This window comes from Ruegeria sp. AH12 (assembly GCF_056541465.1).
On record NZ_JBQFYL010000014.1, the window covers coordinates 13,913 to 32,659 of the forward strand.

Sequence of the window (18,747 nt, forward strand, 5' to 3'; positions counted from 1 at the left end):
CGCACCCATTTCATCAAGGGAAAATTTGAAGCCATGACAACAGATGTTAATGATTTATTGAGCACTGAACAGCGTGTCACAACGAGTGTCACAGTATTGCAATCGCAACCTTACGTTGCGGCAACTGCGCAGGGATGGCACAGGGAAGCCTACGACGACGTTCACGACCGCCTGGCCAACGAAAACGGATTTCCGTGTGTGTTCTCAAAGAACGCGATCCGTAAGGGCTTGCTGAAGTTTATCTTTGTCGAAGGAAATGATCTGGACGATATGAAACGTTTGGCGAGGGGGCTCATGGCCTTTGTCGAGGTGAGTTCAGATTGGAACGGCGATCTAAACACCGCCTATCCGTTGGTCGTTGCATTCTCAGAAAATGCGATCTCGGCCCGCCGCGTGGAAGATTATCACACCTTTGGATGGCGAACGCTCCAACGCCTTCATGCACTGGACAATCATCCCTGGCCTGCGGATGTGCCGTATGATCCTAACTCGACAGCTTGGTCGATGTGTTTCGGCGGTATGCCGATTTTCTGCAATATGAGCAACCCGGCCCACCAGAGCCGAGCGAGTCGAAATCTAGGGAAACATTTCAAATTGGTCATTAATCCGCGTGAGCGATTTGACAAAGTTGCAGGCGATACCCCTGCCGGTCGCAGAGCTCGGGCGAACATCCGTGAACGAATTCTTACTTACGATGGTCAGCCACACTGCCCTCAACTTGGGTCCTATGGGGAAGATAGCCTTGAGTGGTGGCAATACAGCCTCACCGACAAAAACGAGATCCGTACAGGTAGATGCCCCTTCAAATCGGACCGATCGCTCAGCACCACCCAGAGATTTCCACATGCCGGTAACCATTCGGCCTCCAGACGTGCCGGAGAGAAAGGAACTGAGACAACCTAACGTCAATTGAATCCGCCTGATTCAGAAATTCCAGCGTAATCCCAGAAGGACACAGTAAATATGTTCGAACTCATAGTTTCCCAAGGACGAATAGCAGATCGCAAAGATCGCACAATCGAGGGCGCATTGCAGACCGCGAGAATGCTGGAAGAAGCCCTTGGACTCAAAGGGAAGTATTTCGGAACGCCTGAGCCTGCGAAAACTGACGACTGGACGCTCAGCCTTCCAGAAGCAGAACAGACTTTGGTCTGCCTGCAAGCCGCCATTGCGGACAGCATCGAAGCAAGCCGAACACCTATCATGGTCGCCAATACTTGCTCAGCCAGTCTTGCTTCGTTGCCGACCCTTGCTGAGCGATATCCGGAAGCCATACTGCTTTGGGTCGATGCACACGGCGATTTCAACACGCCGGATACGACAGGCTCCGGATATTTGGGTGGTATGGTGCTGGCCGGGGCTTGTGGTCTTTGGGACAGTGGCCACGGAAAAGGGCTACGCCCTGATCAGGTGATTTTGGTCGGCGCACGCGACATCGACCCCGAAGAGCTGGCGCAGCTGCGTAGGTCCGGTGTCCGAATTTTGCCGCCAGAAGAGGCAACGCCTAGCGCCGTACGCGAGGCCGTGGGAAAAGCACCAGTCTGGATTCATGTTGATTGGGATGTAATGGAGCCAGGCCACATACCTGCGGATTACAGTGTACCGCACGGGTTTCTGCCGAAACAATTGCGCGAGATTTTCCAGGCGATTCCCTCTGGACGACTTGTCGGCTTGGAACTTGCAGAGTTCCACGCACCGCTTTCGGAATCCGAGAGTCGCGCGCCGTTGAAGCATATCCTGAGTATAATCGATCCATTGCTTGAGCCAGAGGCAGTAGTTTGACCGGGCTTGAGAACATCCCCTTCACCAAGATGCACGGTGCCGGCAACGACTTTGTCGTTGTTGATCTGAGGGGACGTTCGGAGCCAACACCCGAATTATGTGCGGCAATGTCCGATCGAAACACCGGGATCGGGTGCGACCTCGTGCTTGGGATTGAGCCGCCACGTTCACCTCGCGCATTGGTCTCGTTCCGTATCTGGACCTCTGACGGGCAAACTTCACAGCAATGCGGAAATGGTGCCAGATGCATCGCTGCATGGGCTCAAAGAACCGGGCTCGCCGCTTCTGACGCTTTCGAACTTGATAGCCCGTCCGGGCCAATCGAAGTCATGTCGCTCGGTCGGGATACATATTCTGTCAAGTTGGCACCGCCGTCTTTCGATCTGGCCGCACTACCCCTTCACGGCTTTAAGAAACAAAGCCCTCCCTATTCACTCGAAACACCTGAGGGCAATGTCATTCGCTTTGGAACAGTGTCCATGGGGAATCCACATGCCGTGATCGAGGTTCAGGATCTAAAGTGTGCACCCGTCAAAACAGTCGGACGGCTGCTTCAGAACGCACCTGAGCTGCCAGATACCATTTGCGTCGGCTTCGTTGAAATTGTTGGTCCAGATCACTTGCGGTTGCGTGTCTTCGAGTTTGGCGCAGGAGAAACCCTCGCATGTGGGAGCGGTGCCTGTGCTGCTGCGTCTTACCTGATGCAGCAAGGCCGGGTCAGTCGAGATGTCTCAGTTTCGATGCCTGGTGGGACGCTTCAGATATCTTGGCCTGACAATTATCAGGCACCAATCACAATGACAGGTCCTGCAGCCTTTGTTTTTGAAGGAGAGTTCGCTTATGCCACTATATGATAGCATTCTAGATACCATTGGCCGGACGCCGATTGTAAAGCTGCACCGGATCCCACCAGAGCATGTGGACATCTACGTCAAGGTGGAATCTTTCAATCCAGGCGGTTCGGTGAAAGATCGGCTTGCGCTCGCCGTAGTCCTTGACGCTGAAGCAAAAGGACAACTGAAGCCAGGCGACACAATCGTCGAATGCACGTCTGGCAACGTGGGCATAGCGCTGGCTATGGTCGCGGCGGCTCGCGGCTACAAATTCGTCGCTGTAATGTCGAACACTTATTCACTCGAAAGACGCAAGCTGATCAGAGCATACGGCGGCAAGGTGCTGCTTTTTCCTGGTGAGTTGGGCAGCAGTGGAGGCAACAAGATTGCAGATGACCTGGCGGACAAGCACGGCTGGTTCCGGGCACGGCAATTCGATAACCCCGCAAACCCAGCCTACCATCGTGAAACAACTGCAACCGAAATTCTGAGCGATTTCGCAGGAAAACGTCTCGACTATTTCGTGACTGGCTTTGGCACCAGCGGAACATTGACCGGTGTTGGTCAAATGATGAAACGTGCTCGACCAGATGTGCAAGTGGTCTGCGCGGAACCAGAAAACGCAGCGGTTCTGGCTGGAAAGTCGTGGAATCTGCATGAGATTCAAGGGTGGGCGCCAAACTTCGTACCAAGCGTCATGGACCAGACCGTCATCGACCACCTTCAACCCATAAACGAAACCATCGGACGCGACACAGCTCGCCGGCTGGCTGCTGAAGAAGGCATCTTTGTTGGTATTTCAGCTGGGGCAACGCTCGCGACGGCTCTTGAGGTCGCCCATACCGCTCCGCGCGGTTCTGTATTATTGGCCATGCTGCCGGATACAGGTGAACGCTATCTATCTACATTCCTCATGGAAGACGTGAGCGAAGGATCGGATGACGAGTGGCTCGATTCACTGGACCGTGAGCTGGAAACTGCCTGATCCATACACCTCACGCCTTTACGTTCTCGTCAGAGAAGGAGGACATATGCAATGCTGGAACAGCCGTTGACCAAGCTACCCACCCCTTCCAGTCGTGAATTTATCCCGCCTGGAAGTCGCTTCTTTTCATTGCCAGAGGATTTTCCCATGCGTCGCGGAGGGTGTCTCAAGAGAGGTATCCTGGCCTTTGAAACTTGGGGGACACTTTCGCGGGGGCGCGACAACGCAATTCTCATTCTGACCGGATTGTCACCGGATGCGCACGCCGCCTCTTCGCCCATGAACCGGGAAGCCGGCTGGTGGGAAAGTATGGTTGGTCCTGGCAAAGCCATCGACACCGACACATGGTTTGTAATCTGTGTCAACTCGTTGGGAAGCTGTAAGGGCTCTACCGGTCCGGCATCTCTTGTTCCCGACAATACTCGCACGTACAGACTTGATTTCCCTCAACTCAGCATCGAGGACATTGCAGATGCGGCAGCGTTTGCCGTGCGCGCCCTTGAAATCGAGACCTTGGCATGTGTGATTGGTTGTTCGATGGGCGGCATGAGCGCACTATCTCTGATTTCTCGTCATCCGGGTCTCGCCCGCACTCATATTAGTGTTTCGAGCGCCGCGCATGCAACTCCGTTCGCATTAGCCGTGCGCTCGCTTCAGAGACAGGCTATCCAAGACGATCCAAACTGGCGGTCTGGACAGTACAGCAACGAGAGTTACCCGCTTGCGGGCATGTCTATCGCTCGAAAACTTGGGCTCATTACCTATCGGTCAGCGACTGAGTGGCAAGCGCGCTTTGGCCGAAGTCTAGCCGCAAGCGGTTCGGCCAGCCAACGAGGCGGAGTGTTATGTCGCCCAGAGTTCGCCGTCGAGAGTTATCTCGAATTCCATACCAGGAGATTCCTGCGGGGGTTTGATCCGAATTCCTACCTGTACTTGAGCCAGTGCATTGATCTGTTTGATCTTGCAGACCACGCGAACGGGTGTGCAGACAGAGCTTTGTCACAAGTCACGCTCGAACGCGCTTTAGTCCTGGGCACGGATACAGATATTCTATTTCCTTTGTATCAACAACGCCAGATCGCCGATGGCTTACGCGCCTCTGGCGCAAGAACCCAGTTTACTGAATTGGACAGCCATCAGGGCCACGACGCCTTCCTCGTCGATATACCGTCGTTCGGTGCACCTATCGCCAGCTTCCTTTCCGATCTCAGACGGAAGTCTCCGGTCGTTCGCGCAGCACCATTAGTGGCAGCAAGGGAGGAATTCGTCCTATGAAAAAAGATGCTGGAAAGGTCGCTCTGGTGACCGGAGCTAACCGTGGAATAGGATTTGAAATTGCGCGTCAGATCGCACAATCAGGTGCTCACGTTCTGCTGTCCGGTAGAAGCTTTGAGCACGCCAATATTGCGGCTCATATGCTTTGCGATGAAAACCTGATTGCCACTCCGATCCAGTTGGACGTGACCGACCCAGCATCGGTTAGTCACGCAGCGGAATGGATTGCCAGCACCTTTGGTCGGCTCGATGTATTGGTCAACAACGCCGCCATAAGAATTGAGGACTATGGTATCGCGCCATCTGGACAACCCATGTGGAAGTGGCGGGAGACGTTCGAAACTAACCTCTTCGGCGTAGTTGAAGTTACACAAGCTCTGCTCTCGCTGATCCGAAACAGCGAAGCAGGGCGCATTGTCAATGTGTCTAGCCTATTAGGTTCAGTTGGAACCCATAGCGATCGCAGCTCTTATGCCTACAGTGACATGTTCAAGTCATTGCCTGCTTACAGTGCGTCGAAATGCGGGGTCAATTCCTGGACCGCGCATCTTGCATACGAGTTGCGGGATACGCCGATCAAAGTGAATGCCGTTCACCCCGGTTACACCAAAACCGACATGAACGATGGGCTAGGTGATCTGGAGATACCCGAAGGAGCCCGTACTAGCGTCCAAATGGCGCTGCTTGGATCGGACGGACCTTCCGGATCATACGTCCATCTCGACCGGATTATTCCGTGGTGAATACACCCCCGCATTCTCAGTCAATAGGGTTTAAAAAAATGAAGCATGTTGCTCTCGTCACCGATCCAGAAAGTTTGCCAATCGACTTCGATATGGACTTGCTGATTGATGCCTGCGTTGCTCAAAGAGTACAGCCCGAAATAGTTGAATGGACTGATCCCAGCGTTCCCTGGGGAAAGTATGATGCCGTTCTGCTACGTTCGCCTTGGAGCTACACCAAACATCTCAAGAGGTTTCGAGATTGGTGCGCTCACGTAGATGCGCAGACCCATCTCATCAATCCTCTGGCAGTAATCAGTTGGGGTCTGGACAAAACGTACTTGAAAGACCTGGAAGCGCTCGATGTCCCTATCGTGCCGACAGAAATCTTGCATCCAAATGCGAAGATCGGTGACCGCCTCCAATCCTTCCTGGAAGATCACCCGGAATGCAATGAACTTGTCATAAAGCCAACAGTTGGCGCTTATTCCCAGAACGTTGGTCGCTTCACGCGCCAAAATATCGAAGCTGCCATACGGCATGTCGAAACGCTTTTCGCGACCGGCCACAGCGTTATCATTCAACCATACCTCACGTCGATTGATGAGCTCGGCGAAACGGACATGATCTTTTTCGACGGCCACTACAGTCATGCCATCCGAAAAGCGGCACTTTTAATGCCCGACGGCACAGTAAATGTTCCAAGCACTGACATGCGCTCAGCGAGGGCAGCTTCTCCAGATGAACGGGAAGTGGGAATTAGTGCGCTAAAGGCAGTGACCAAGATCTTCGGATTGGATTCACCGCTACTTTACGCTCGCGTTGATTTAGTCGAGGACCAAAACGGTGCTCCTGTTATTCTTGAACTGGAGATATCAGAACCTTCCCTTAGCTTACAGTTTGCACCTGGAAGTCCGGATCGTTTCGCAAAAGCAATCGCGAATAGACTAATTTCTATCGATACTGCAGGTGCAGATATCCAACAGCTTAAACAAGGAGTCGGCTCCGGCTGACAGCAATCCAGTACCCAACCGACCGTAACACCCTATCCTGCTTTTAGCCCGCCTGACGACGGGCGGGTTATGGCATCCCCGGGACCCCGCGGTTCCTCTCAGCAATGACAGCTATAGTGAGTTAGGCTGCAATGCAGCAAAAAGACTGCAGCGCATACCAACGAATGCTGCGTCAGCAAAGTGGCCAAACGTCAATGTCGGCAAAGTCTGCTCACCTAACAGCTACGGGCAAAAGCCGTATGCACAGGCGGATCACACACCCTAAATTGCTTTAGGTGGCAACGTGCGAAACATCCCTATCTGGCGAATAGATGTCGAGAATATTCCAATGCCCGGTTGTTGGTGTCGGGTTGTTGATCATTGGCACATCGAGCACGGTTGGCTTGCCACTGGCGATTGCCGCTTCCAGTGCCGGCAACAGTTCGTCGGCAGCACTGAGTCTGTGCCCTTCCGCGCGGTAGGCTCGCGCTATGTCGGCATAGCCCGGTCCGTTAGCGGGTGCGGCGGCTGATCCGGGGAACGTGGTTCCATAGGTCAGACCGTAATGCGCTTTTTGAAGGCCGGCGATCGTTCCGAAGGCGTTGTTGTTCATAACCAGCCAGATGATGCCCAGATCAAGCTCGACGGCCGTCGCGAGCATCGACGGGTTTTGACCAAACCCGCCATCGCCAACGAGGCTAAGCACCACGCGATCCGGGGCTGCCAGTTTCGCGCCGATCGCGCCCGGAGGGCCAAAGCCCATCGTCGCGAACCCGCCGGGAGTCAGGATTGATCCAGGGGTTAGAATATCGAATTGCTGCCCGACGCCGTTCTTGTTCCATCCCACGTCCGTGGTGATGATAGCATCCTCCGGCAGTGCCTTGCGGGTATCTGCCAGAATACGTTCGGGCATCATTGGAAAGGCCGATGAGGTCGCCATTTCCACGTTGCGCGCTTTGAAGTCCGTCCAGAACTCCGCGATCTTCTGCTCCAGCACGGGGCGCTTGAAGCCGTCCGGATACATCTCGCGGGCGACCCGGTTGAGAACGCGCAACGCGGCCTTGGCGTCCGCGACGACTCCGATCTTGGTGGGATAGTTCCGACCGATCTCCTGCGGTTCGATGTCGATATGAATGACGTTGGAACCGGGTATGTTGAACGTATAGCCGGGATACCAGCTGGAGCAATCGGCCTCTTTGAAGCGAGTGCCCACGGCAAAGATGTAGTCGGCATTCAGGCAGGACTGGTTGACCAATTCGGTGCCCCAAAACCCGGTCATTCCCAGTACAAGCGGATGGTCATCTCGCAACGCGCCTTTACCCATCAGGGAATGCGCGACTGGCAGCCCCATATGTTCAACGAATTCGCGCAACTCCTCGCTGGCCTGTGCTAGAAGAATACCGCCTCCGACATAAGCAACTGGGTTTTCGGCTTTGGCCAACGCTTCGACAATCTCTCGCGCTGTCTCGTCGTCAATCGACGGTTTCTTGAGCGCGCGCGTGTTGTCGCGGATACGGTCGAAGCTGTCCACGGGGATCACCTCAGAGAAGATATCCATGGGTACGTTGACCAGCACCGGTCCGGGCTGACCACTTTCGGCGAGATGGAATGCTTTTTCCAGAATTTCGGCCATCAGTTCTGCCCGATCCACCCGCCAGGCGCGTTTTACGAAGGGTCGATAGATCTCCCACTGGGCGGCATCTGCATGCAGGTTCACTTCCTGATGAGGATGTTTGCCGTAGTAGTGCGTAGGAATATCGCCCGCGATCACGACCATGGGGATACAATCCAGCGCGGCATTGGCGACCCCGGTGGCGCAGTTTGTCAAACCTGGGGAGAGGTGAGACAAGACCACCGAGGCCTTGCCCGTCACGCGGGCATATGCGTCCGCCGCGTGGCTGGCGATTTGTTCGTGTCGTACTGTGACGAAATCAATTGGACTTTCGGCCAAAGCAGCCAGAACCGCGATGTTCGTGTGGCCGCACAGGCCGAACACATGTTTGACCTCACGACGTTCCAGGAAATCAACGATGTGTTCGGCGACGGTTTTACCGTCCAGTTTGCTTGCGTCCATCACGCGACCTCCTGTCCGTAGAATTCACCGAACAAATCCGGCTCCGAGGGGCGATCCTCAGGGATCGGACGGCTGACCCAGGTGTAGTTCATCATGTGTTTCATGGTGACGTTTTCATTGGTGATGTTACCGCCCCAGATGCCGCAGCCTAAGCTGCTGGTCATGGGCATGCCATTGGTCCAGGCGCCTGCATTGGCCTTGGACTGTGGCTGTCGAACCATCATGCGGCTGACCGGAGCCAGACGCGCCAGCCGGTCGATGTGGTCGTCATTGTGGCTGTAGATGCCGCAGGAATGGCCCTTGCCCCCCGTGTTGTAGATCAGGCTGACCGTTTCCAGCGCGTCATCGAACGTGTCGTAGTGATAAAGCGCCATCAATGTGGTCAGTTTTTCCTTGGAGAACTTGTGCTGCGGTCCGATTTGCCCCTGATTTTCAACCATCAGAAACTTGCGATCTTCGGGGATGCTAAAACCGGCGACCTTGGCCGTTTGCTGCGGCGGGCACGCGATGGTCGGGAACGTGCGGTTGCCCTTTTCATCCCACATGGCCGCTTCGAGCATGGCCTTTTCTTCGTCCGAACACAGGTATCCGCCTTCGGCCTTCAGCGCTTTGACCATATCGTCGTAAACCGAGCGCTGGATAATGATGTTACCGTCGGCCGAACATCCCGACCCAAAGTCGGACGTCTTCGAAATGCGAGTGTTCTGAGCGGCGATGTCCAAGTCGGCGGTCTCATCGATGACAATGGATGAATTGCCGGCGCCGACGCCAAAGGCCGGACGCCCAGAACTGTAGGCCGCTTTGACCATCGGCTTGCCACCCGTTGCCAGAGTCAGGTCACAAATCTCCATGAGGTGCTGTGTTAACGGGATCGATGGTTTGCGGATCGACTGGAATAGGTCTTCGGAGGCACCGGCGGCACGGCAGGCTGCGCGCATGACCTCGACCATCTCAAAGGTGGTATGGGCGGTTCGCGGGTGCGGGCTGAAGATAACCGCGTTCCGGGCGTTCGCGGCGGACACGCCGGTCACCGGTGGCGTCATCGCAGGGTTGGTCATGGGGATCAGGGATGCGATCACACCAGCGGGTTTGGCGTATTTCACCAGCCCTTTTTCTTCATCGACTTCGACGATCCCGGTCGACGGCGTGCGCAGGACATCGCGCAAAACCATCTGAATCTTGAACCGCTTTGCAGGACGCCCTTCGCGATCTCCGATACCGCTTTCGTCCACGCCTTGCTGGGCCAGACGCGTGAAGGTTTTCTCGTTTCCCGCATACCACGCGATGGCTTGGGACAGGCGGTCCAGCCTGTCCTGATCCCAATCCTCGATATCGGCCATGGCAGCGCGCGCGCGCGCCAGCATATCCGCCGCCATGTTGCGGTCGTTTTCAGTGAGCTCTTTGCCCATGATGATCCTCTTGGTGTTTTAGAATTGCAGCATCGGGCACACGACGCTGTGACCGCGCCTCGCCGAATGTTCGCTTGGCGTGGCTGAGACAGCGACGCGCGTGTTCTTCATATCCCAACTCGGCAACGCGGCTTTGGTTGGGCAATTCAATGGAGTAATCGACAGGCGGCATCCGTTCGATGATACCAGTGAAATCGATCCATCCCTCACCTGGATATAGCCGCGCATCGCGGGCCAGTTGGATCATGCCCTCTCGCGTATCGGCGATCCCGGGTAGGCAATCGGAGATATGCAGGAAGTGAAACAACTCCGAGGGGACGTGCAGAAGCTCTCCGAGATCAACGCGACTGAGGTGCAGATAAAGCGTATCAACCAGAATACCACCATTCGGTTGATCGGAGGCGCGGACAATATCCAGGGCCTCATCCAGAGTGCGCAAGCGAGAGAAGCTTGGGAATTCCAAGTCCACTGTTAGCCCGTAGGGCGCCGCCAGTTCGCAGGTCTCGGAATAGACGTCGATCAGAAAGTCACGATCATCGCGGGTGTTGGTCCATGCGCTCATGATCATGCGCTTGGCGCCCAATTCCCCGCCGATCTCCAGAGAAGGCTCAAAACTGCGCGGATCGACATCTTCAGTGATGCGCGCAAGTTCGACATCGAGGACTTTCAAGCCAGTGGTGGAGAGAGCAGTTTTGGTGGCCTGCACCTGTGCCTTGTCGATTGGAGATTGAGTGAATTCACCGGGCACATACATCGGAATGAACCGAGGGCTGACTGCATCGTACCCGGCCCGCGCGGCGATATAGACCAACTCGGGCGGCGTGCAGCCAATCAGCGTCAGATGCGCCAAGGAATAGAGAGAGGGGCTTGCGCCAGCCTCTTCGGGTTTCACCATGAACGACAGCTCCACGTGTCTGCGAATCTCAAATTCATCACACGTAGTAAAAAATATCTGTTATTTTTAAAAATATCAACTTTTAATGCTGAGTAGGAAATGGAAATGCCCAGACAACGGCCCGGGCGTGTTTAACCTTAGTGTTGGCAGGGCTTTAGATGGCGACCCAGTCGCCTCCGGACTGGTGAGAGCGCACAGAGGCATCAATGAATCGGACGCCATCCGCGCCTTGACCGACACCGGGATACGCAAGCCAATCGGCCGGAACGGTGACACCATCCCGGTGCGCGGCCACGGCCATGGCAAATTCCGTATAAAGGTTGGCCCAGGCTTCGATAATCCCTTCAGGGAAGCCGCGCGCGGTACGGATCAGACGTTCCGCACGGGGTCCGATACCATGCCCGTGACCTCGGCTGATGATACGATCCGGCTCACCAAACCGATTGAACTTCAGCTGCTCCGAGTTCTCCAAATCCCACTCGAGACCTCCTTCGCTCCCGAATATGCGCAGGCGCAACCCACCCCGGTTTCCAGGGGCAAGGCGTGTTGCCATCAAGGTTCCGGGGACTTCATTTTGGTAACGGGTGAACATGAAAACTGTGTCTTCCAAAGGCTTTGGCGCGCCGCAGACATGAAACTCGGCCTTCAGGTCGGTCATCGGCAGGCCCGAGACAAAACTTGCAAGATGCGCGGCATGGGTGCCGATATCGCCGACACAACTGGTCGGGCCTGATATCTTAGGGTCCAACCGCCACTTCACATGCGGCGCATCAGCCACATCTTCGGGTGTCATCCAGTCTTGCATGAACTCAACATGGATTTGGTTGATCTTGCCGATGCCGCCTTCTGCAACGATCTGCCTGGCCTGACGGATCACAGGAAAACACGACATCGCATAGCCGACGGCAAAAACTTGCCGCGTGCGCGCGGTGATCTCCTCAAGCCCCTCGGCTTCGGCGACTTCGTTGGTCAGCGGCTTGTCGCACAGCACGTCAATGCCCGCCTCAAGAAACGCTTTGGCCGCTTCGAAATGAACGTGGTTCGGGGTCGTGATCATAACGGCATCCACGCCATCCGGGCGCGCCGTCTCGGCCTGCGCCATATCGTCGAACGACGCATAGCACCTGTCTGCTGGCAGGAACCACTCAGCCCCACGTGCCTTGCTGCGCGCGGCATCTGAACTGAGCGCGCCTGCGGCGACCTCCCACCGGTCCGTCATCCGGGCCGCCGTTGCCTGCGTGACCGAGATACGCCCACCGCCAACAACCCCCAGCCGCAAACGGCGAGACAAGCGGGGGAAGGGGCCATCAAATTTCAGGTTTTCGGGCAAAAGTCTCTCAGCCATTCTGAACCTCCATTTCCGGGACCCGTACGCCTTCCGGCAGCATTTCCACCGCCATGAAAATGCTGGGGGTAATCGTCTCGTATTGATGCCAGGGATAGTTGCCCTCAGCGTCATACATCGGTTTGTGCGTCGTGCCGGGGGCCATGAATTCTTCGAGGTAAAGGGTTTCAACATCCCGCTCACGGCATTGCTGCATTTTGCCAAAGCCTACGATTTGCGTATGCACTTCGCGAAACCCTGGTACCGGGCAGAACGGATGATCCTTGTGCAATCCGACATTCAAAGGGACCGAACCGGAATGGTACATGGTCAGTCCAACGTCACCCACGAAGACCTTTGGCGACATGTAGTGGCTGACACCGCGCAGACGCTCCTCTTGGCGAACATCAAAAGCAGATGGCCATGTAACTTTCACCCATGCGAACAACTCGTTTTCATCAGCATGGGCGTCGAAATCGTGGACAATTACTGCACGTTCCACGCCGCTAAGCGTGCTGTCTTGCACGATCACAGAGGAGAGCGGTGCAATGGTCTGATCCTCGACAGACAGATTTCGCCCCCCAAGGTTAAGGACGATGGCGCGACCCTCGATAGAAATTCTGCGCTCATCAGTTATGTGCTGGACGCGAAAGAATGGCTGAGCAAAGTCGAGTGTCTCAATCGGCATGAACCAATTCCTTCCTCTCATCTTTCAGGAAATCGACAGGCAGAGGCATCGGCGCTTCGCACCGGCTTTCTATAGTCTGATAGGCGCCGAATTTCGGTGCCCGTTCAATTGCGTCCATGACCTCGAATACATGGTAGGCAAGCGCTCCACTCGCACGGGTTTGGCGTCCTTCTTGTGCCGCCAAGGCCAGGTCCAAAAGGCCGAGCCCGCGACTGTCTTCGTTGAATCCATGTTTGTTTTCGACCACCTGCCAGTCCTCGCGACCAGTTGGACGGGGCTGATGAGACCAGCGCGAGGTCTCCCGCGTTTTCAGCCAGACATCCCCCTGAAAGATGTTGGCACCATGTACCGGGTCAGAGTCTGGGATGCTGATGGTGCCTTTTTCACCGTAGATCTCGAACCGCGGCGTTTCGCTATCCCAGACGTCAAAGCTCATGGTCATCGACCCTATAGCCCCGGAAGAGAACTGCAGCAGGCTTAGGGAATGCGTGTCGACCTCGACATCCATCCATTCACCGTTGCGAGGGCCGTTTTCGATCATCCTTTTGTCGAACGTGCGCCGAGCCATTCCGGCGACCCGGTCAACCGGACCAAGGCAGCAAACCATGGCGGTCAGGTAATATGGCCCAAGGTCCAGCAAGGGCCCGCCACCGGCCTGGTAGTAGAAATCCGGGTTGGGATGGTGGCGTTCCGTCCCGTGGGTACCGACATGGGCAAAAACCCCTGTCGGTTGGCCAATGGCACCCTCATCGATCAAGCGCCGAACGGTTTGCCAACGGCCGCCCAGAAATGTGTCGGGTGCGCAACCGACCTGTAGCCCCTTTTCAGAGGCCATGTGCAGAATCGTCTTACCATCCGTTCGATCCATAACCAGCGGCTTCTCGGAATAGACGTGCTTGCCCGCCTCCAACGCACGCAGGCTGATTTCGGCATGCGCCGCCGGAATTGTCAGATTCAGAACGCAGTCAATCGTCGGATCGTCAAACACCCCATCTGGCGCACAGGCCTTGGCGATACCGTATTGATCTGCCTTGGTGCGGCTTTCCGAAGGGTCAAGGCTTGCGCAAGCCACGACCTCAACGTTTGAGAATTTGGATAGTGTTTTTAGATAAATATCGCTGATACGACCACAGCCGATAAGGCCGACCCGGAAGGATTTCGATGTCTCACGTGTCATCATTCCTGTCTTCGTAGAGGGGTAAGTAATTAGCGGGCATCGGCCCTTTGTTGCGGCCACCCTGGTTCATCTGTTCCCAAGCGTGGGCGAGTATTCCGACCGAGCGGGACAGGCAGAACAGCCCTCGCGACAAGGGCGCAGGAAAGCCAAGTTCGCAGAAGATCACAGCTGTCGCGCCGTCAATATTCATGGCAATTGGCAGACCGCCTCGTTGACGACCGAGTTCGGTTTGAACCTCTTCTCCGATATCGGCAAACCGGCCAGAAACTGTGCCTTCTGCCGCCGCATCTCTAACAAGTTGCATCAATCGGGGTGCGCGTGGATCGACAGGTTTGTGAAACCTGTGACCAAAGCCCGATACGATCTTGCCGTAGGTCTCGCGCCAACTGTCCAAGCCATCCCGAACAGCGTCAGTCAGCGAAGCTCCTGAATCCATGCGGACTGCGATATCATAGTACAGCTCTGCGCACTGCTCTCCTGCCCCACCATGCACGTCGCCCAGCATGTTCACCGCGGTTGCCATCGCATTGTTGAGACCTACCCCGCAGGTGGCAGCCATACGCGCGGCCGCGATCGAGGGGGCCTGCGGGCCATGATCCACGCCTGCGACCAAAGCGGCCTCAAACAGGCGCGCTTGCGCGTCGCTGGGCAGATCGCCCCGCACCATCAACCAGATCATCTGCGGGAAAGAGACGTTCCCGATCAGGTCCTCTATGGCGTTGCCGCGAAACACGATCTGGCCGGGCTTCATGTCGATGATCGAGGTGCGCCACCATTGGCGCACGGCTTTCTCATCGCTGGTCATCTGTGCGGTCATTGAGTGTGTACCTCTTTCACCGCTTGGGTTTTGCTTTGTGCGGCAAGGCGAATGGGCGCATTACGCGCACCGTAACCGGCATAGCCCATGCGGCGTTCAACAATTTCGAAGAAAAAGCCGTTAAAGATGGGGCGGCTGTATATCTGAAAATACTCGGAACCCGCTGCCCGATCGTAAAGGATGTTGCCCCGGCGCATTTGGGTGATCAGATCGTCATCCAATCCGAAGGTCGCCTGCAGATCGGCGTAGTAGTTCTTTGGGATCGTCAAACTGGGAAAGCCTGTTTTGCGCAACTGATCCGACGTTTCAAAAATATCGTCCGACTGGAAGGCGATGTGCTGAACACCGGCCCCAAACCCATCTTCAAGGAATGACGCTGCCAGTGTTCTACGCCCAACAACCCCATTCAGGTTCAGGCGCACTTCGCCTTCGGGACTTTCGATAGCCTGGCTTTGCACGACACCAGAAGGGTCGGCGACGTTCACGATAGGAGACTTTGCCATCTCAAAGGTCGAAATGTAGTAGAGCAGCCAGCTTTGCATCTCATCGTGGCGCATGGTCTGGGCCAAATGGTCGATACGGCGCAGACCGGCAGGCTGGGTCGCTTTGGTTTTCGCGACCGGCTCGAACTCGATGTCCCACACCCGATGCAGATCGGATCTCTCATCGATGAAATGAACAACATTGCCGCCAACACCACGAATGGCCGGGATATCCAGCTCTCCCGTTCCCACTGGCTGCGAGAAATTCGGAGCGCCCAACGCGGTCGCCCGCTGAACCGTTTGATCCGCATCTTTGACACGCAACCCCATATCACAAACGGAGGGGCCGTGACCCAGGAACGCCGAATGGGCAAACCCTTCCTTTTCGGTATTCACAACGATGTTTATGGCACCCTGCCGCCACAGCTCGACGGACTTGGTGACGTGCTTTCGCTCCATTCGAAAACACATTGCCGACAGCATATCTGCCAGCTGCGCGCCGCTTGTTTCATCGGCTGTAAATTCGACGAACTCAAAGCCTGACGCATAGACGCGCTCCGGCAGGTCCGGGATGCCGAAATCGGTTCCCGGTTCGGTCCGGGAAACCTCATCTAACAGGTTCACCAGCGACCTGTAGCTGTCGCGGGCCAGTGTCCGGCCACCGGGTTGAGGAGCTGCTTCGCTGACGCGTGCGATGGACCAAGGCCCCTTGTATCCGGCGCGGGACAACACCCGCACGAAGCCCGCAAGGTTCAGCGACCCAAGCCCTGGAAGAAGCCCGAATTGCCGTTTGAGCCTGCGAATATCCATCTCAAGTCGCGGTGCATCGGACAGTTGCACATGAAACAGCCGCTCTCCAGGAATGTCCCTAAGGCGGGCTGGTTTGGACCCATCGGCGAGCGAGAAGAAGGAATTCAAGGCCAACCCCAAATGAGGGCTGTCGATTGCGTCGACGACGCGTAACGCCAGTTCATCCGAGTGAACAAGATCTGACCATGGCAAGCCCATATAGGCCAGACGCATCCCCATTTCTTTAGCGATCTGGGCCGCGTCGCCAAGATCTGCGATGACCTGTTCTTCGGTCACGGCGACATCGACCTCGAAGGCAGACCCGATAAGCAGTAATTCCGTTCCCAACTCGCTCATCAGGTCGAGTTTACGCTTCAGCCGATCAAAGGCGCGCTCCCGTCCGGCGTCGGCCTGGCCTTCAAGGTTATGGAAAGGTTGTAGCAGGCAAATCTTCAGGCCGAGATCTGATGCAATGTTCCGAATTTGCGATGGCGGCCCGTCAAAAGCGGTCAAATCCGGTTCGTGTAATTCGACACCCCTGAATCCCGCGTCAGCGATAGCACTCAGTTTTTCGGCCAGATCACCGGGGATCAACGTTGTCGAAACCGACAGGCACATTATCCCTGATATCCAAACATACGCGGCAACCACAGGACCAAATCCGGCATCAGCATCATGATCACCAAGGCGAAGATGAGAACCGCGAGGAAAGCCCAGATTTCCGAGATAATCTCGCGCAGCGGAATGTCCGTCACGGCGTTGATCACAAAGAGCAGAATGCCATAGGGCGGCGTGATCAGACCGATCATCGAGTTCACGACGACCAGCACTCCGAAGTGTACCAGATCAATCCCAAGCGCTTCGCAGGTTGGAATGAACAGCGGCACGATCACCAGAATGATCGTTGTCGCGTCCAACACGCAACCCAGCGCGAGGATCAGCAGGTTTACGAGGATCAGGAATACAATCGGGCTGACATCCGAACCCTCCAGCAAGGCCGAGATCGACTGTGGAATTTGTTCCTGAATAACGATGAAGTTCAGGATAAACGCACCACCAATAACCACCCCGACGGCGGCAGAAGAACGCGCGCTGTCGACGAACACTTGATAAAGGCCACGGAAGGTCAGCGCACGGTAGAACAACGCTGCCAACAGCAGGGCGTAGAATGCAGCCACGGCGGCAGCTTCGGTCGGAGTGGTGACGCCTCCATATATACCGTACAGCAGGATCGCCGGCATCAGCAGCGCCGGGAACGCGTTGGCGGTTTTAGCCGGCAACTCGCGCAGCGGAACAGGTACTTCCAAAACAAAGTTCCGCTTGCCGGCCAGATAGTAATTCATCGCCATGAGGACGACGCCCATGATCAGGCCCGGCAGAATACCGGCCAGGAACAGCGACCCGATAGAGGCTTTCGACACAAGCGCATAAAGGACCATCGGGATCGAGGGCGGAATGATCGGGCCAATCGTCGCCGACGCCGCCGTGATTGCGGCTGCGTAACCTCGGCTATAGCGCCCATCCTTAGTCATCATCTCAATGATGATCTTGCCAATCCCCGCAGCATCCGCGACAGCCGACCCGGACATGCCCGAAAAGATCAGAGACGCCACCACGTTGACGTGCCCAAGACCACCCTTAAAGCGCCCGACCGCAGCGACACAGAAGTTCAGCAGACGGTCCGTGATCGACCCAGCGTTCATGATATTCGCGGCAACGATGAACAAAGGCACGGCAAGCAGGATCGTACTTTTATAGAAGCCTTGCAGGATCTTCTCGCCCGCGAGGGCGACGTCCAATCCGGCCGTGCCCAGATAAACCAATGAGGCCAAAAGGATGGAATAGCCGATAGGTGTCCCGATGCCTGCCAGAAGAAAGAGAGCGAGCAGGCAGGAAAGAAGTTCAAAACTCATTTCTTAACTTCCTCGTCCTCTTCGACGTCGACACGGGGATGGTCGTCAACCACGTTGTACCCAACGACCAGTTCCAACTCTGTCTTTGGTGGGCCATTGCGCATTACGTCGAAGAATAGCCACGCGTAGCGCGCGGCAACGACCAGCATGAACACGGCATAGATCGAAAACACGGTTCGCAGCGGTATCTTCTCGCCCGAGAAGGGGTTGCGAACGGTCGCGGTCTTGCGAATTTTCATCCAGTCGATGTAGTCCCACGTCGGAAGGAAGCTGTAGAGCATACCGACCACGATTGCCGCAGCCGCCAGCATCGCAAAGACCTGACGGACGCGTCGGGGTACAGACAAATAAATAATGTCGAATTTTACGTGATCCCGCTCGCGCACGATGAAGGCGCAGCTAAAAAAGATCACCCAGACCCACAGAATGCCGATGAGTTCCAGCGTCCATCCGGCGGGGGTAAAGAAGTACCGCAAAAGAATTTGCAGCAGAAAGATCAGGAAGATTGCCGCCAGCATCCCGCCGGCAATCGCTTCGGTCAGTCGGGAGAACCCCTTGATAAAGGCTTTCATTATGGTTCTCCCTCCCTT

17 protein-coding genes are annotated in these 18,747 nt (G+C 55.9%); 7 read left to right on the forward strand and 10 right to left on the reverse strand.

The window, feature by feature from the left end; translation table 11 throughout:
• The first annotated feature begins 33 nt into the window (after positions 1-33).
• Genes ACR0EL_RS17220 through ACR0EL_RS17250 form a run of 7 tightly spaced genes read left to right on the forward strand, consistent with a single transcriptional unit; the run spans position 34 to position 6,610 of the window.
• Positions 34-903 carry a YqcI/YcgG family protein gene (locus ACR0EL_RS17220; protein ID WP_480501300.1) on the forward strand — a complete coding sequence of 290 codons (870 nt, stop codon included), beginning with the start codon at positions 34-36 and terminating at the stop codon, positions 901-903.
• Between the two features lie 60 nt (positions 904-963).
• A complete protein-coding gene (locus tag ACR0EL_RS17225) occupies positions 964-1,782 on the forward strand; it encodes an arginase family protein (protein ID WP_480501301.1) in 819 nt (272 codons plus the stop codon).
• On the forward strand, positions 1,779-2,636 hold the full coding sequence (gene dapF / locus ACR0EL_RS17230) for a diaminopimelate epimerase (protein WP_480501302.1): 858 nt from the start codon (positions 1,779-1,781) through the stop codon (positions 2,634-2,636). Before ACR0EL_RS17225 ends, dapF begins: the two co-directional genes overlap by 4 nt.
• Positions 2,623-3,600 (forward strand): cysteine synthase A, encoded by a 978-nt coding sequence (gene cysK, locus ACR0EL_RS17235; protein ID WP_480501303.1) that lies wholly within the window; start codon positions 2,623-2,625, stop codon positions 3,598-3,600. The genes dapF and cysK overlap by 14 nt, the downstream gene beginning before the upstream one ends.
• 51 nt (positions 3,601-3,651) lie before the next feature.
• Positions 3,652-4,875, forward strand: coding sequence for a homoserine O-acetyltransferase MetX (gene metX / locus ACR0EL_RS17240; RefSeq protein WP_480501304.1), 1,224 nt, complete (start codon positions 3,652-3,654; stop codon positions 4,873-4,875).
• Positions 4,872-5,618 carry an SDR family oxidoreductase gene (locus ACR0EL_RS17245; protein WP_480501305.1) on the forward strand — a complete coding sequence of 249 codons (747 nt, stop codon included), beginning with the start codon at positions 4,872-4,874 and terminating at the stop codon, positions 5,616-5,618. The genes metX and ACR0EL_RS17245 overlap by 4 nt, the downstream gene beginning before the upstream one ends.
• A 38-nt stretch (positions 5,619-5,656) precedes the next feature.
• Complete coding sequence (locus tag ACR0EL_RS17250; protein ID WP_480501306.1) at positions 5,657-6,610, forward strand: ATP-grasp domain-containing protein; 954 nt, start codon at positions 5,657-5,659, stop codon at positions 6,608-6,610.
• A 271-nt stretch (positions 6,611-6,881) separates the two neighbouring features.
• On the opposite strand, the gene ACR0EL_RS17255 is transcribed toward ACR0EL_RS17250, so the two are convergent.
• The 10 genes from ACR0EL_RS17255 to ACR0EL_RS17300 form a co-directional block, all read right to left on the reverse strand.
• The gene (locus tag ACR0EL_RS17255) at positions 6,882-8,663 is read right to left on the reverse strand and encodes a thiamine pyrophosphate-binding protein (RefSeq protein WP_480501307.1); all 1,782 of its coding nucleotides are present in this window, start codon (positions 8,661-8,663) and stop codon (positions 6,882-6,884) included.
• Complete coding sequence (locus tag ACR0EL_RS17260) at positions 8,663-10,072, reverse strand: aldehyde dehydrogenase family protein (RefSeq protein ID WP_480501308.1); 1,410 nt, start codon at positions 10,070-10,072, stop codon at positions 8,663-8,665. Before ACR0EL_RS17260 ends, ACR0EL_RS17255 begins: the two co-directional genes overlap by 1 nt.
• Entirely contained in the window at positions 10,053-10,967 is a 915-nt protein-coding gene (locus tag ACR0EL_RS17265) for a sugar phosphate isomerase/epimerase family protein (RefSeq protein ID WP_480501309.1), read from the reverse strand. The genes ACR0EL_RS17260 and ACR0EL_RS17265 overlap by 20 nt, the downstream gene beginning before the upstream one ends.
• 154 nt (positions 10,968-11,121) lie before the next feature.
• Positions 11,122-12,312, reverse strand: a complete 1,191-nt coding sequence (locus ACR0EL_RS17270; protein ID WP_480501310.1) for a Gfo/Idh/MocA family protein — start codon at positions 12,310-12,312, stop codon at positions 11,122-11,124.
• On the reverse strand, positions 12,305-12,979 hold the full coding sequence (locus tag ACR0EL_RS17275) for a hypothetical protein (protein ID WP_480501311.1): 675 nt from the start codon (positions 12,977-12,979) through the stop codon (positions 12,305-12,307). Before ACR0EL_RS17275 ends, ACR0EL_RS17270 begins: the two co-directional genes overlap by 8 nt.
• Complete coding sequence (locus ACR0EL_RS17280) at positions 12,969-14,156, reverse strand: Gfo/Idh/MocA family protein (RefSeq protein ID WP_480501312.1); 1,188 nt, start codon at positions 14,154-14,156, stop codon at positions 12,969-12,971. Before ACR0EL_RS17280 ends, ACR0EL_RS17275 begins: the two co-directional genes overlap by 11 nt.
• Positions 14,146-14,973 carry a citryl-CoA lyase gene (locus ACR0EL_RS17285; RefSeq protein WP_480501313.1) on the reverse strand — a complete coding sequence of 276 codons (828 nt, stop codon included), beginning with the start codon at positions 14,971-14,973 and terminating at the stop codon, positions 14,146-14,148. The genes ACR0EL_RS17280 and ACR0EL_RS17285 overlap by 11 nt, the downstream gene beginning before the upstream one ends.
• On the reverse strand, positions 14,970-16,862 hold the full coding sequence (locus ACR0EL_RS17290) for a bifunctional sugar phosphate isomerase/epimerase/4-hydroxyphenylpyruvate dioxygenase family protein (RefSeq protein ID WP_480501314.1): 1,893 nt from the start codon (positions 16,860-16,862) through the stop codon (positions 14,970-14,972). Before ACR0EL_RS17290 ends, ACR0EL_RS17285 begins: the two co-directional genes overlap by 4 nt.
• Positions 16,862-18,157: a TRAP transporter large permease gene (locus tag ACR0EL_RS17295; RefSeq protein ID WP_480501315.1), complete on the reverse strand. Its 1,296-nt coding sequence runs from the start codon at positions 18,155-18,157 to the stop codon at positions 16,862-16,864. Before ACR0EL_RS17295 ends, ACR0EL_RS17290 begins: the two co-directional genes overlap by 1 nt.
• Positions 18,154-18,729, reverse strand: coding sequence for a TRAP transporter small permease (locus tag ACR0EL_RS17300; RefSeq protein ID WP_480501316.1), 576 nt, complete (start codon positions 18,727-18,729; stop codon positions 18,154-18,156). Before ACR0EL_RS17300 ends, ACR0EL_RS17295 begins: the two co-directional genes overlap by 4 nt.
• Positions 18,730-18,747: the final 18 nt, after the last annotated feature.

Bases quoted from the DNA above. Each gene is read 5' to 3' on its own strand.
- ACR0EL_RS17290 (WP_480501314.1), bottom strand. From the start codon at position 16,862: ATGTGCCTGTCGGTTTCGACAACGTTGATCCCCGGTGATCTGGCCGAA.
- ACR0EL_RS17265 (WP_480501309.1), bottom strand. From the start codon at position 10,967: ATGGTGAAACCCGAAGAGGCTGGCGCAAGCCCCTCTCTCTATTCCTTG.
- ACR0EL_RS17275 (WP_480501311.1), bottom strand. From the start codon at position 12,979: ATGCCGATTGAGACACTCGACTTTGCTCAGCCATTCTTTCGCGTCCAG.
- ACR0EL_RS17255 (WP_480501307.1), bottom strand. From the start codon at position 8,663: ATGGACGCAAGCAAACTGGACGGTAAAACCGTCGCCGAACACATCGTT.
- ACR0EL_RS17280 (WP_480501312.1), bottom strand. From the start codon at position 14,156: ATGACACGTGAGACATCGAAATCCTTCCGGGTCGGCCTTATCGGCTGT.
- cysK (WP_480501303.1), top strand. From the start codon at position 2,623: ATGCCACTATATGATAGCATTCTAGATACCATTGGCCGGACGCCGATT.
- ACR0EL_RS17300 (WP_480501316.1), bottom strand. From the start codon at position 18,729: ATGAAAGCCTTTATCAAGGGGTTCTCCCGACTGACCGAAGCGATTGCC.
- ACR0EL_RS17270 (WP_480501310.1), bottom strand. From the start codon at position 12,312: ATGGCTGAGAGACTTTTGCCCGAAAACCTGAAATTTGATGGCCCCTTC.
- ACR0EL_RS17285 (WP_480501313.1), bottom strand. From the start codon at position 14,973: ATGACCGCACAGATGACCAGCGATGAGAAAGCCGTGCGCCAATGGTGG.
- ACR0EL_RS17220 (WP_480501300.1), top strand. From the start codon at position 34: ATGACAACAGATGTTAATGATTTATTGAGCACTGAACAGCGTGTCACA.
- ACR0EL_RS17225 (WP_480501301.1), top strand. From the start codon at position 964: ATGTTCGAACTCATAGTTTCCCAAGGACGAATAGCAGATCGCAAAGAT.
- metX (WP_480501304.1), top strand. From the start codon at position 3,652: ATGCTGGAACAGCCGTTGACCAAGCTACCCACCCCTTCCAGTCGTGAA.
- ACR0EL_RS17260 (WP_480501308.1), bottom strand. From the start codon at position 10,072: ATGGGCAAAGAGCTCACTGAAAACGACCGCAACATGGCGGCGGATATG.
- ACR0EL_RS17245 (WP_480501305.1), top strand. From the start codon at position 4,872: ATGAAAAAAGATGCTGGAAAGGTCGCTCTGGTGACCGGAGCTAACCGT.
- ACR0EL_RS17295 (WP_480501315.1), bottom strand. From the start codon at position 18,157: ATGAGTTTTGAACTTCTTTCCTGCCTGCTCGCTCTCTTTCTTCTGGCA.
- ACR0EL_RS17250 (WP_480501306.1), top strand. From the start codon at position 5,657: ATGAAGCATGTTGCTCTCGTCACCGATCCAGAAAGTTTGCCAATCGAC.